Raw genomic sequence first — 13,978 nt, 5'->3', positions numbered from 1 at the left:
TTTTGTCAAAGAGACTCCCAATTATTAAATGGGTTTTCGCGTTATTTCTAGTCGTGAGTTTAAGCGGTTGCGTTGAAGCAGTAAGCAGCAAAGAACCATCTATTCAGCCCCAGGTTAAAGCACCACCAGCTTCAGAAATTTCGGGGACGTTTTCGGAAACTGCACCACCAGATGTTATTCAAGCATTGCGTCCTAGTCTAGAAGGTTATCAACCCCAAGTTAGTATTCTCAGTCCCAAAATAGATGAAGTTCTTCAGGAAGATACCGTTAACGTGCGTTTGCAGGTTAAGGACTTACCAATATTTAAAGACCCTCAATGGCAACTTGGACCCCATTTGCACCTAATTTTAGATAACAAACCTTATATAGCTGTTTACGACCTAAATCAATCGGTAGTATTACCAAATTTATCTCCGGGTACCCATACTCTCCGCGTTTTTGCTTCTCGTCCGTGGCATGAAAGTTTTAAAAATGAAGGTGCGTATGCTCAAACTACATTTCATATTTTTACGAAAACCGAGGAAAATAATCCTGATGCTAAATTACCTTTACTTACCTACAGTCGTCCTAATGGTAATTATGGTGCAGAACCAATTATGTTGGATTTCTACTTAACTAATGCACCGTTGCACAGTGTCGCAGAAACTAATCCTGATGATATAATGAGCAACTGGCGTATTCGTAGCACAATCAATGGTGAAAGTTTCATTCTTGATCGTTGGCAACCAATTTATCTTAAAGGCTTTAAACCTGGCCAAACTTGGGTAGAACTAGAATTTCTCAATAATCAAGGACAACCTGTAAAAAATGCCTTTAACACCACTATCAGATTAATTAACTATCAACCCAATGGTCAAGATACTCTTTCAAAAATTGTCAGAGGAGAATTGACAGCAGATGAAGTACGTGGCATTGTAGACCAGAATTATACAGTTAAAATTCCGATTGCTGAACCTAATTCTACAGAAACACCAGCACCAAAAACAGAACAACAATCAATTCCCGAAGTTACACCTGCTGACATTACAGAAACACCAGCACCAAAAACAGAACAACAATTAATTCCCGAAGTTACACCTGCTGACATTACAGAAACACCAGCACCAAAAACAGAACAACAATTAATTCCCGAAGTTACACCTGCTGACATTACAGAAACACCAGCACCAAAAACAGAACAACAATTAATTCCCAAAGTTACACCTGCTGACATTACAGAAACACCAGCACCAAAAACAGAACAACAGTCAAAAGTAACAGAACCACTAGAATCAAATCCAAATCAACTAGATACAGATTCAGTTCCTCAAACAATGGGAAATATCAAATCTCAACTTGAAGAGTAATTAATAAAAAATACTCAGTTGTAAATTTTGAGATAAAATTTCCATTAGTGCTAAACCAGCTACAGAATTACCAGCATGATCTAAAGCAGGACTGTAGCTGGCTATCGCTCCCTGATTTGGTACTATAGTTATAAGTCCACCACTAATACCCGACTTCATAGGTAAACCAATTTTGATACTATATTCTGCGGAAACTTCATACAAACCACAAGTTAACATGACTGCATTCACAACTTGACGGTTTTGATTATTGATAAAATCATTTTCACAAGCTAGTATTTTTCCTAATTTCGCTAAATCTTCTACTCGTCCAGATATACAGCATATTTGTTCATAAACATCAAGAGCAAATTTAATATTATTTACATTTCCGGCTTCATAGAGATAATTAGTAATATCTATATTTATAGGAGAACGATTAGCACGAACCGAAGCAAGAATATCTAAATCTATATATAGACTAGTACCTGCTAACTTATTTAACCATGTACAGAACAGTTGTGTAGATTCATTGCTATCTTTTCCTGGAAACTTATCAGCAAGAGTAATAGCGCCACTATTAATCATTGAATTACGAGGATGTCCATTATCTGCTATTAATTGCGCTAAAGAATTGAAAGGTGCGGTTGAGGGTTGAATACCAACCCATTGTAAAACCTGTTTTGCAGTGAATTGTTCCAATAAATATAGTAGAGAAAACGGTTTAATTGCACTCATAAATGGAAATATACAATCTGTATTTCCTAAACTGTAACTTTCATCTGATTTACAAATTATATTAACAGCAAACCAGTGAGGGTTAGCCATAGCTAATTGGGGAATGCGTTCAATAACTTTTCCTTGTGCTGCTTGGGTTTTTGCTTGTTCCACCCAAATAGATAAATCATGTATATTGATGTTTTTTATTCCTATCAAAACCTTAGTCCTCAAATCAATATAAAAAATATAAAATATCTGAATATGAAATACATATGAAATACAAATCCCGGACTTATTGAAAAAGTCCGGGATGTGATATAATTAGTTATTACTAATTAGTAAATAAATTCAAATCTGTCACAGCACCCACACTACTAGAAGATACTAGCTTGGCATATTTCCCTAGTACCCCTTTAGTATATCGGGGTGGAAGTGGTTGCCAATTTGCACGACGAGTAGCTAATTCTTGATCTGATACATTGAGTTGCAACAACCGGGCATGAGCATCAATAGTAATGCTATCACCTTCTGCTACTAAGGCTATATTACCACCTACGGCTGCTTCTGGGGCAACATGACCGACCACCATACCGTAAGTACCACCGGAAAAACGTCCGTCGGTAATTAATCCTACAGAGTCACCTAACCCAGCACCGATAATAGCAGAGGTGGGGGCCAGCATTTCTCTCATACCAGGTCCGCCTTTTGGTCCTTCGTAACGGATAATAATCACATCTCCGGCTGCTATTTTCCCTGCTAAAATCGCATCTAAACAGGACTCTTCCGACTCAAATACTCTTGCCGGTCCGGTAATTACAGGCTTTTTGACTCCGGTAATTTTGGCTACTGCTCCTTCCGTGGCCAAGTTGCCCTTGAGAATAGCTAAATGTCCTTGAGCATACATCGGATTATTCCAGGGACGAATTACATCTTGGTCAGTCCGTGGTTCTGCGGGGATATCTGCTAAAACTTCGTCCACAGTTTGCCCGGAAATTGTCATACAGTCACCATGGAGTAAGTCATGGACTAAAAGCATTTTCATGACTTGGGGAATACCGCCGGCTTTGTGTAAATCTGTAGCTACATATCTACCGCTAGGTTTTAAATCACACAAAACGGGAACACGGCCGCGAATGGTTTCAAAGTCGTCTATTGTTAATTCTACACCAGCAGCGCGGGCAATGGCCAGAAAATGTAAAACTGCATTAGTAGAACCACCTACCGCCATAATTACAGAAATGGCGTTTTCAATAGATTTACGGGTGATGATTGTCCGAGGTAATATTTGTTTGCGAATAGCTTCAACCAGGACAATGGCCGATTTTTCCGTACTGTCCGCTTTTTCTGGGTCTTCGGCTGCCATGGTAGAGGAATAGGGTAAACTCATGCCCATTGCTTCAAATGCTGAAGACATGGTATTGGCTGTAAACATCCCTCCACATGACCCTGCACCGGGACAAGCACTACGTTCAACCGCTAACAGTTCATTTTCGTCAATTTTTCCCGCGCTGTACTGGCCAACGGCTTCAAAGGAACTAACTACGGTTAAGTCTTTACCGTCATAATGTCCGGGTTTGATTGTGCCACCGTAAACAAAGATGGCAGGAATATTCATTCTGGCCATGGCTAACATTGCCCCTGGCATATTTTTATCACAACCACCAATGGCTAATACACCGTCCATACTTTGCCCTGTACAGGCTGTTTCAATGGAGTCAGCAATTACTTCCCGTGATACTAGGGAGTATTTCATCCCTTCTGTTCCCATAGAAATACCATCACTAATGGTAATTGTCCCGAAAATTTGCGGCATTGCCCCGGCGGTTTTTACAGCGGTTTCTGCTCTCTGTGCTAATTGGTTAATCCCCATGTTACAAGGGGTAATCGTACTGTATCCATTGGCAATACCGACAATGGCTTTGTCAAAATCTCCATCTTGAAAACCTACAGCCCTCAACATAGACCGATTGGGCGATCGCTGTACCCCTTGTGTGATCGCTTTACTCTTAAAATTGTCTGCCATCTATTTTTTTTCCTTGTTTACGATTATCGTTGAGTTGTGAGTATTATAATAAGACCGAACCTAAACTCTGATACAAAAAAGCTAACATAAGCTAACAATTACCAGCTTTTTTTCCTGCTTCATCCTAGAAATATCGGTACTATCTAGTCCACAGGCTAACACGGTCAATCTGACCGCTTCTTGACTCAAATTGTGAGCAGCATTTAACTGTTGATTAACCCTGTTATATTGGTGTCTTTTAATTTAGCATTCATTCAAAAGGTGTTTCTTAAATCAGCACCAGTTAAGTTTGCACCACTAAGTTTAGCTTCGCTTAAATTCACACCAAATAAACTTGCACCGCTTAAATTTGCCCCTCGTAAATCCGCACCAGCAAGATTAGCCCCGCTTAAATTTGTTCCGGCTAAGTCAGCCATGACTAAACCAGCATTGCTGAAAAGACATTTTGGACATTGTTTATTTGCTAATAACTGTCTCATATCTTCATAATTTGCAGCTTCAACTGTACCTGATAAGTTGAATGTGAGTAAAAATACAGATGTAGCCAAAATTTTACCTTTCATAATTTATATTTGTATTCACCCCAGTTTTAATTTAAAAATATATTTTAAATATATATTTTGATAAAAGGCATGATTCTATAAAATAAAATCGGGATAATTGCTATTTTATCCGCCAGTTGATAAAATTACATTGCTAATTCTATAGCTTTGACAAATGTTCAAAATTTTTACTCATTTCCGAAATTTAGTAATTTTTAGCTTTATCTGCCTAATTTTCAGCTGGTCACTCCCCGTTCAAGCTGATACTAAAATAGACCCTAAAATAGACCCCCAGCTAGAACAACAAGTTCTAGAAATTATTCGCAAAAATCCAGAAATAATTATTGAATCTGTGGAAGCATATCAGCAGCAGCAGCAACAGAAACTACAACAATCACGACAAGAATTTATCAATAATTTGCAAACAAATCCCAAAACTATAATTGGTGATTCTCCTACAATTGGTGCGACTCAATCAAAAACTGTATTGATAGAATTCTCTGATTTTGAATGTCCCTATTGTGCAGAAGCACATAAAAAGCTAAAGGATTTATTAGCAAAATATCCTAATAAATTTACATTAGTTTATAAATATTTTCCCCTTTATCAAATTCATGAACAAGCATTACCAGCAGCTACAGCAGCTTGGGCAGCATTTCAACAAGGTAAGTTTTGGGAATATCATGATGCCTTGTTTACAAATCAAAAACAATTGGGTGAGACTTTATATTTAGATATTGCTAAAAGGCTGAAATTAAATCTCACAAAATTTAATAATGACCGCCAATTAGCTATTAAACCTATCCAAAATGACCTATTATTAGCACAAAAATTAGGACTAGGGGGAACACCTTCTTTTATTATTACCAGTCAGAATTTTTCTGGACCTGTGAAGCTAACAGAACTTGAAGAAATATTGGGAGGTAAATAATAATATTTGATATATGGCAATAATTTACACCGATTTTATTGCCATTGCCAACAAATCTGCATCTTTAGCTAGAGGTTGCACTTATTGATTATCTGTTTTAATTAGCATAAGTGTAAGGAGTAGTCTCTGAGAAGTGATAAGTATAACTTTTCACTTCTCAATTCCTATGTTCAAGATCGCCATAAGCATCTATTCTGATCAATGTCAATAGGACTTATGTAAGTCTGACACAAAATTATATTTTTTTCTAGTGCGGGCTTTAGTCCCGATGTTGTCCTTTACATTTAATAGTTAATAAGATTAGAACAAGTAATAGAATAAAAGTCTAGATTCAACAAAGTTCGTTCCTAGGATTAGCCTAGGAACGGTGACAGCCCAATTACTTGTTAGACTATATTTGACCGCTAAAGACAGGCTTTACTTTACGGTCAATCCATTCCCCCAAATCTTCAGCAATTGTTAACACACTAGGTTTACAACGTTCTACATTGACTATAATCCCCTGCGCTCCTTCAATTTCCAAATCTTCTATATAGCCAATACTGGCTTTATTTGCTTCCACAGAACTGAAAAATGGACCGAAGTAGTATGTACATTTGGGGGTATGTGTGATAATTTTTACCCACCAAGCAAGTCCGAGGACATTTAATGTATTAATCAACCCTTCTTGAAGGTTATTCCAAATTGTTTTCATGGTTTCCGCTGATTGATAAACGTGTGACTGAGTGTGTGAGAATAGGTTAAATTTATTATCTTTTACATTTCTTTATAGTTGCCGACTTCGTGGATATTTATCCGCGAAGTCAACTTTGTCCAATTTTACCCCGACTGGTTTAACTACAAACGCTTTGATTATTCTTTTTTCAAGGCAATTGTTTGTAGTTTATCAAAGTACAGCGTATTTTGCGATTTTTGACGATAAATTTCGTAAAGTGCCATACCAGTTGCCACGGAAGCATTGAGGCTAGGAGTCTTACCCTGTAAGGGAATAGATACCAAAACATCACAAGAACGTTGTGTCAACATCCCCAGACCTTCACCTTCACCACCCACGACTAAAACCACAGGACCACTAAATTTAACGCTTTGCAATGATTCGCTACCTGTAACAGCAGTCCCGTAAATCCAAAAACCTTGTTCTTTTAACTGTTCTAAAGCCCGACCAAGATTAACAACTCTAGCTACAGGAAAGGTTTCTAATGCTCCCGCTGCCACTTTCACCACCGTTGAAGTAATTCCTGCCGCCCTTCTTTGGGGAATCACCAAACCGTGAGCGCCAATAGCTTCAGCTGTGCGAATAATTGCCCCTAAGTTGTGGGGATCAGTGATACCATCAGCAACAACAATTACAGGATCATTAATAGATTTAGCCTTACTAATCAGATCCTCTAATTCAGTATAGGAATAAGGAGAAATTTGAGCGGCTATTCCTTGGTGATTAGCGCGACCAGTAATTTGGTCTAACCGCATTGGTTCAACTTCGTCAATAACTGCGCCATTATCCTTGGCTTGCAAAATCAAATGATGAAATCTGGGATCATAGCGGAGACGGGTAGTAATCCACAGCTTGTTAATGCTACGTTCATTTTCCAAAGCAGTTAAAACTGGATGACGACCGTAAATGAGATCACTTTCTTCTGTGGGTGTAATTTCTGAAGACGGTTGAGAGGATGGGTAAGAGGGACGGTATCTAGCATTGAAGGATTTACCTTCAGCTAATGTGATTTCTGAAGACTGCTCAGAACCATAGCGAGAGGTGCGAGGTTTAGGAGCATAAGGCTTATCTTCTCTATTTAATCTAATTTCCGGGGATTTGTCCGCACCATAGCGAGATGTGCGAGGTTTAGGAGCATAAGGCTTATCTTCTCTATTTAATCTAATTTCCGGGGATTTGTCCGCACCATAGCGAGATGTGCGAGGTTTAGGAGCATAAGGCTTATCTTCTCTATTTAATCTAATTTCCGGGGATTTGTCCGCACCATAGCGAGATGTGCGAGGTTTAGGAGCATAAGGCTTATCTTCTCTATTTAATCTAATTTCCGGGGATTTGTCCGCACCATAGCGAGATGTGCGAGGTTTAGGAGCATAAGGCTTATCTTCTCTATTTAATCTAACTTCCGGGGATTTATCGGCACCATAGCGAGAGGTGCGAGGTTTAGGAGCATAAGGCTTATCTTCTCTATTTAATCTAATTTCCGGGGATTTGTCCGCAGCATAGCGAGAGGTGCGAGGTTTACTTTCACTTTTGCCTTGATTACGCACAGAGTGAGGAACAACGCGCTTACCCTTAATTTTTACGGGTTGCCCACGCTTAGGTTCGCTGGCAGAATTATTTTTTTTGGGTTGACTTGTCATAGCAGTATTTCAGTATTGAGGTTTGGTTTAAATCAGTGAACAGCCCGATGACATTAATTTAATGAACCATTACAAATCAGTAACAATTACCAGATGTAGCTTCTGACTATTTTTCCAGAGGGAGTTTTTGTAATAGTTCAGTTAAACGGGGGTAATCAGTAAGATATAAATAGCCAACTAAGGTTTCTAGACTAGTTGCCTGTTGATAAATTTCGGGATTGAGTCGTTTATGACGACAATGGGCAGAGTTACGACCTCTGCGAACAATTTCTAATTCGTTACTCCTCAAGTAAGGAGTTAACATTCGCAAATGTATCGCTTGTGTTTCTGCTCTTACCTGATCCACTACGGAACGATGGTAGTTTTCCAGTCGTTGTTGTGGCCACAGAAAAAACATTCTAACATATAATTCATAAATTGCGTCCCCCAAATAAGCTAAAGCGGAAGGAGATATCTGTTTTATTTGATCTGGGGATATTTGCTGGGGCAGTTGCGTCGCATTTACCAACCATGGGTTAATGTCTGATGAATCCTGCGCAGTAGTTTCATCTTCTTCATGTTGGGCTGTTTCCTCCTTCGACTTCACAGATTAATCATTCCTTAAAAAAGCACTACATCGGGAGATAATTTTCGCCAACATTACTTTGATTACAAAAGCAATGTTCGCATACTGAGCATATTATAAATTAGTAACCATAACCAAAATTTACTGATATTGTTTCTTTAGACCTATCAACTAATTTGGTGGGCTTTCCGATAGTGTAGCGTCACGTAAGCCAGATGATTTACGTTTATTCACACCCAGTATTTTCGACTAGGATCGTGTTGCTATCAAAATTTCAGAGTTTCTATTATAGAATAGTATGTTTCCTTTAAGTCGGAAATTCCAGGTTTATTGAGATTGGTTTGAGGAACAAAATCTGATCAATTCCTGCCAATGTTGGGTTTCAGTCCCTTCTACCCAACCGACAATTTTTTTAAATCAACTGCATTGAGTTATATTCAATTTTTAATATAGTACATTAAATTAAGTGTTTTTACTTCATCACCACACTAAGAGATAGATTTTTGCTCTATAAAGCTCTATAAAAATTAAGCTATCCTTTGACATAGGATAGCCTAATTCAGATTTTCCATTCAAGCAATCAAGATGGGATGTTGTTTATGGCTTCACCAACTGACTCTCGTAGACAGAGAAACTTTTCTAAACGAACAAGCTTAACCGTTTGGGTGACACGAGCATTAGTGACAATTTGTAAAGTGCCTTTACTTTCAGGTTCAGGTTTAGCCAGCTTGGCCAGTTGTACCAGCGCACCTAATCCAGAACTATCTACAAAGTCTATTTGTGAAAGATCCAAAATGATGTGTTTTGGACCTTCTTCAATTTTACTGCTGAGTGTCTTACGAAATGTTGGCTCAGAGAAAGCGTCTAACAAGCCTGTGAGGCGGAATAGCTGACAGTTATCCCGGACTTCGCGTGTACCTCTGAGGCTCACGGTTAGATTTAGTGGTTCAGCTATAATTTCCTCCTCGTTCTTTTTACTAAAAGTAAACGTTCTAGTATAGATGGTTTGTGGGCAATTTGTCTATGACTAAGAATTTCCGATTTGAGATTTGAGAGTGGTTTTATCCGCGAGTTCAATCTAAAATCGCCAATCCAAAATCCAAAATTTATTGACGTACTGCTTGCATTTCTAGCACAAACTGTTCAAACAGGTAATCAGCATCATGGGGTCCTGGACTGGCCTCTGGATGATACTGAACAGAAAACACAGGTAGGGTCTTGTGTCGCACTCCTGCTACGGTTAAATCATTGAGGTTCAAATGGCTGACTTCAACCGTTGTAGTTGGTAGGGAGTCTGGGGCAAGGGCAAAACTGTGATTTTGGCTGGTAATTTCTACTCGCTGTTGTAGTCCCGCAGGTTGATTTAAACCCCGATGTCCAAATTTTAGTTTAAAGGTTTCTGCTCCGAGCGCGTGACCTAAAATTTGGTGTCCCATACAAATGCCAAACATGGGTTTTTGGCTGTCTAGTAAGGCTCTGGTGGTGTTGATACCTTCTGTGACTGCGGCAGGGTCTCCTGGTCCGTTGGAGAGGAAAATACCATCTGGATTGTATTTGAGAATTTCTTCTGGTTGTGTATCGGCAGGAACAACTATGACGCGACATCCATAACTGGCTAAACGACGTAAGATATTCCGCTTGATTCCAAAGTCTAAAGCAACAACGGTGAAGGTTTCCCTAATTTTAGCTACCGCTTCGGGGTTAAATTCCCAAGGGGCTGTTGTGGTTTCTTGCCATTCATAAGCGGATTTTGTAGTTACTTTTTTGACTAAGTTTAATCCCGTCATGCTGGGAGCAGCTTGTACCATTTCTAACAATTCTGTTTCATCCAGAATTGCTGTGGAAATACCACCATTCATCGCTCCAAACATCCGAATTTTGCGAGTTAGCGCCCGGGTATCTATACCATAAATGCCCGGTATTTGGTGCTTTTGCAGGTATTTGGGTAGGGATTGGGTGGAACGCCAGTTACTCGGTTTGTGACAAATATTCCGGGCGATCGCTCCCTGAACATGAGGTTTATTAGACTCTTCGTCTTCATTATTAATACCAGTATTACCTAGTTCTGGATAAGTAAAAATAACGATTTGTCCACAGTAACTAGGATCGGTTAACACTTCTTGATATCCGGTCATACCAGTGTTAAATACGATTTCTCCAATGGCGGTCCCCGTAGCACCGAAGGACCAACCGCGATAAGTGGAGCCGTCTGCTAGGACCAATAGCGCCGGAATTGTTTCAGATAGAGGCATAGATCGTTTGTAATTGGTAATTGGAGAGATAAAGGGGTTTTATATCTTCTATAACTTATTTTTTTAGAAGACTGTAAAGGTATATTTTCTCATGGTTTATGAAGGTGGGGACTCTACAATATTCATTTCTATAATTGTCAGTGCTCTTTTATTTTTTTTGTAGTGAGTTTTAACAAGCCTAATAAGACTAAGCTTAAACTTCGGCAATGGCCTCATCGAATATATTTCGCAACCAGACACTACTATCCTCCGGCTTTACTTCTGGAATCCGTTCGTAATTTAAACGCAATTCCTCTAAAGTATCAGATAAAACAGCCTGATAACCGGGATCATCTTGCTCAATACAATCAAGAATTGTATCAACCAAGAAATCAATAGCATTAACACAAGCATCAAAAGATTCTCGTTGGGAGGTAAGATTCAAAAAGAGCAAATAAATTTTTGATTTGAGAATCTCCAAAAACCCTGTAGCTTTCTGGGTTGGTTCAATACAAGAGTAGGCAAAATCTCTTAAGTAATCACGTTGTTCAGTAGAAAAATTGCTCCACTCAGTTTTGATCTCTCTAGATGCTTTTTTTAAATGTGAAACAATTTCATCAAATTTTGAAGTAGAAGCAACCTTATTGCCCCGAACTTGATAAATTTGATCAAAATCAATTAAAACCGCGCTAGACATGGTTAATACCTCTACTTGTATATAAATGATAGCCTTGAATATTTCTATACCATATTCATCGGCAACCAAGAACTTTCCCGTAATTACTATACAATCTTTTGCAAAAAATCATGATATACATATTACCGGAAAATCCCAATCAAAACTTTAATTTTGCAATGATTAAACGGCCAAGCATTTTTAATTTGGTGGCGGGGTTAAACTTGGTAAGAGCAGCCAGGGCGGTTAAAATATCCATTATGCTTAAATACTCTTTGTCTCGTCTAGCCCTCATTTCTTGTTCGGTTAGTTTAGCGTTTCTAACTGGTGCTTGTAATCAAGATCAGCAGAAAACAACCACAGATGGATCTAAATCATCTTTGGCTACTGGGAGTTTGGCCGCAATTCATTCTCCTAGTCAATTTAAACAACCGTTGGTCAGTCAAACATCAAACCCACTAGAATCTTCTCCGACTCAATTAAGCACTTTGGAAATGGCTCTCGATAAAGCTGCTGGTGCTAAAAGTATCAGCCAATCTGCTGTATCTGTGGATGATTGGAATTTGGTGGTAAGTCTGTTTCAAGATGCGATCGCTCTCATGCAAAAGATTAAGCGTAATAGTGGCAATTTCGCTTTTGCCCAAAGTCAAATTGTTAAATATCGTCGTGAAATTGCCTATGCTCGTCAACAAGCTAAACCGACAAATTTAACATCCTCCCTTACCCAGCCACAACCAGTGATCATTGATGTTCCCAAACCACAAACTCCTATTGAAAGCTCAAAACCCCTATTATTACCTACTTCTCCCCCATTAGCAATGCTCCCCCGCAAAAATGAGGTATTTATTGTCCCAATTAAGCGGCGCATGGGTGGTACACCAATTATTGAAGTTACTTTCAATGGTACACAACAATTTGAAATGATTGTAGATACAGGTGCAAGTGGGACTGTAATTACTCAGAAGATAGCAGCAGCTTTAGGTGTAGTACCAACTGGGAAAGCTAAAGCTAATACCGCTAGTGCTAAAGCTGTGGAATTTCCCATTGGCTACCTTGATTCCATGGAAGTCGAGGGTATGAGGGTAAATAAAGTTTCAGTAGCGATCGCTGGTACGCAATTAGAAACAGGACTTTTAGGACATGACTTTTTCGGTAATTACGATATAACCATCAAACGTCATGTTGTAGAATTTCGTCCCCAAACCCACTCAGAAGTTAATCCCCCAGGAATTGAATTAACTGTTCCAACTTTGTCCAGGGACTACCGCTTTGTAAAATTTCCTTAGCTAGAGTCACCCCCTGATCATGATTTAACCAGGGAACAACCCCGGCTACTTGCAATGCTAAGGCAGCATTTAACGCCACTATATCTTGTTGTGGTTGTGTCCCTTTTCCCTGCAAAACTTCTTTAAGAATCACAGCATTTTCTTGTACATTACCACCCTTAACAGCGGTAATGTCAGCAGCTTTGACATTTATCTCCTGGGGATTAACAGTAGTTAAGGATACTTGACCATCCTTCAAGATCGCCAAATCAGTAATATCACCCAAACCAGCCTCGTCTAATTTTTCTCTACCATGTAAAACAATAGCCGTTTGTGTCCCCAGGAGATGCAAAGCTTCAGCCATAGTAGCTATGAGTTTCGGATCAAACACACCAATCACCTGACCAGTAGGATTTAGTGGATTTACTAAAGGACCTAGTAAATTAAATACAGTTCTTACCTTGAGATTTCGCCGTAAAGGGGCCACTGCTTTCAGTGCTGGGTGCCACCCCGGTGCAAATAAAAAGGTAATTCCCACCTCTTCGACTGCTGCTTGCACTTTTTCACTGGTAGCAGTCAAATTAACTCCCAATGCTTCCAAAACATCAGCGCTTCCCGTGAGACTAGAAGCAGAACGACTACCATGTTTAGCCACCCGTACACCAGCAGCAGCGACCACAAAAGCCACAGCGGTGGAAATATTAAATGTAGAAGCGCCGTCACCACCAGTACCACAAGTATCAATTAATGGCAGAAATTGGCTCTGGTCGCTTTTATTGATAGCCACCGAAGATAGAGATTTTAAAACCTCTCCCATGCCTGTTAATTCTTCAGCACAAACACCTTTAAAATTTAAAGCCATTAAAATCGCCCCGGATAATTCTGGGGGAATAGCTTCCTTTATCCACCCTTGCATTAATTCTGCTGCTTGGGTGCGGGATAATGATTGACCTTCTAATAATTGTTTGAGTAAGTTAGACCAAATAGTAAAATCCATGGTTCAGGTTTTTAATGATGTTGAATATAATTTTACCGACAAATGGTTTTTTGTTTCACGCACAGGCGCGGAGAAAGAACGCAAAGATGAGTCTAATTTATTACACACCTAGCCACTAGAAGTCCCAGCCACAAAGGTCAAACCCACCTGCATGAGTTTAAAACCTTTAAAACCTTTAATAACTTGAATTTTGTGTTAGTCTACCCAGGTTTGTTTAGTAGCGATTTACAGCAAGGTCAGCTTGAGTGAAGTACACCTTATGCGGGCAGGATGCCCGCACCACAAGAGTTTTATCATTAATATCTGTACTTCATAATACTGAGAACTGCTGTAAGTAGGTGAACAGAA

General features: G+C 39.2%; 12 protein-coding genes and 1 pseudogene. 3 read left to right on the top strand and 10 right to left on the bottom strand.

Features of this window, described 5'->3' with window-relative positions:
* Positions 1–2 precede the first annotated feature (2 nt).
* Positions 3–1,346: a hypothetical protein gene (locus H6F62_RS15170; RefSeq protein ID WP_347238715.1), complete on the top strand. Its 1,344-nt coding sequence runs from the start codon at positions 3–5 to the stop codon at positions 1,344–1,346.
* Here the strand turns inward: H6F62_RS15170 and H6F62_RS15165 are convergent, their stop codons facing one another.
* The 3 genes and pseudogenes from H6F62_RS15165 to H6F62_RS15155 form a co-directional block, all read right to left on the bottom strand.
* Positions 1,347–2,261: a glutaminase gene (locus H6F62_RS15165; RefSeq protein WP_190372394.1), complete on the bottom strand. Its 915-nt coding sequence runs from the start codon at positions 2,259–2,261 to the stop codon at positions 1,347–1,349. It lies immediately after the preceding gene.
* 115 nt (positions 2,262–2,376) lie between these two features.
* The gene (ilvD, locus tag H6F62_RS15160; RefSeq protein WP_190372393.1) at positions 2,377–4,068 is read right to left on the bottom strand and encodes a dihydroxy-acid dehydratase; all 1,692 of its coding nucleotides are present in this window, start codon (positions 4,066–4,068) and stop codon (positions 2,377–2,379) included.
* A 257-nt stretch (positions 4,069–4,325) separates the two neighbouring features.
* Positions 4,326–4,631 (bottom strand): annotated as a pseudogene (locus H6F62_RS15155) (pentapeptide repeat-containing protein); the annotation flags it as partial.
* Between the two features lie 154 nt (positions 4,632–4,785).
* Here H6F62_RS15155 and H6F62_RS15150 point away from each other — a divergent pair.
* Positions 4,786–5,541: a thioredoxin domain-containing protein gene (locus H6F62_RS15150; RefSeq protein ID WP_137909333.1), complete on the top strand. Its 756-nt coding sequence runs from the start codon at positions 4,786–4,788 to the stop codon at positions 5,539–5,541.
* Between the two features lie 391 nt (positions 5,542–5,932).
* Here the strand turns inward: H6F62_RS15150 and H6F62_RS15145 are convergent, their stop codons facing one another.
* The 6 genes from H6F62_RS15145 to H6F62_RS15120 form a co-directional block, all read right to left on the bottom strand.
* Positions 5,933–6,235 (bottom strand): DUF1816 domain-containing protein, encoded by a 303-nt coding sequence (locus H6F62_RS15145; protein WP_137909334.1) that lies wholly within the window; start codon positions 6,233–6,235, stop codon positions 5,933–5,935.
* A gap of 158 nt (positions 6,236–6,393) precedes the next feature.
* Positions 6,394–7,578 (bottom strand): 23S rRNA (guanosine(2251)-2'-O)-methyltransferase RlmB, encoded by a 1,185-nt coding sequence (gene rlmB, locus H6F62_RS21035; RefSeq protein WP_347238716.1) that lies wholly within the window; start codon positions 7,576–7,578, stop codon positions 6,394–6,396.
* 424 nt (positions 7,579–8,002) lie between these two features.
* Positions 8,003–8,482 carry a ribonuclease III domain-containing protein gene (locus tag H6F62_RS15135; protein WP_028083670.1) on the bottom strand — a complete coding sequence of 160 codons (480 nt, stop codon included), beginning with the start codon at positions 8,480–8,482 and terminating at the stop codon, positions 8,003–8,005.
* 559 nt (positions 8,483–9,041) lie between these two features.
* Positions 9,042–9,392: an STAS domain-containing protein gene (locus H6F62_RS15130; protein WP_236097182.1), complete on the bottom strand. Its 351-nt coding sequence runs from the start codon at positions 9,390–9,392 to the stop codon at positions 9,042–9,044.
* Between the two features lie 175 nt (positions 9,393–9,567).
* On the bottom strand, positions 9,568–10,713 hold the full coding sequence (gene carA, locus H6F62_RS15125; RefSeq protein ID WP_190372392.1) for a glutamine-hydrolyzing carbamoyl-phosphate synthase small subunit: 1,146 nt from the start codon (positions 10,711–10,713) through the stop codon (positions 9,568–9,570).
* A 193-nt stretch (positions 10,714–10,906) separates the two neighbouring features.
* Positions 10,907–11,389: a hypothetical protein gene (locus H6F62_RS15120; RefSeq protein WP_137909337.1), complete on the bottom strand. Its 483-nt coding sequence runs from the start codon at positions 11,387–11,389 to the stop codon at positions 10,907–10,909.
* A 110-nt stretch (positions 11,390–11,499) separates the two neighbouring features.
* On the opposite strand from H6F62_RS15120, the gene H6F62_RS15115 reads away from it, so the two are divergent.
* On the top strand, positions 11,500–12,654 hold the full coding sequence (locus H6F62_RS15115) for a retropepsin-like aspartic protease (RefSeq protein ID WP_306420258.1): 1,155 nt from the start codon (positions 11,500–11,502) through the stop codon (positions 12,652–12,654).
* On the opposite strand, the gene trpD is transcribed toward H6F62_RS15115, so the two are convergent.
* Positions 12,584–13,630, bottom strand: a complete 1,047-nt coding sequence (gene trpD / locus H6F62_RS15110) for an anthranilate phosphoribosyltransferase (RefSeq protein ID WP_190372391.1) — start codon at positions 13,628–13,630, stop codon at positions 12,584–12,586. The two genes, H6F62_RS15115 and trpD, sit on opposite strands and share 71 nt — an antisense overlap.
* Positions 13,631–13,978: the final 348 nt, after the last annotated feature.

The sequence above is a fragment of the Anabaena sp. FACHB-1391 genome (genome assembly GCF_014696755.1).
GTDB classification, from domain to species: domain Bacteria; phylum Cyanobacteriota; class Cyanobacteriia; order Cyanobacteriales; family Nostocaceae; genus Dolichospermum; species Dolichospermum planctonicum.
Note: the sequence above shows the minus strand (reverse complement) of the source record. Positions and strands in the feature narration are given on the sequence as shown.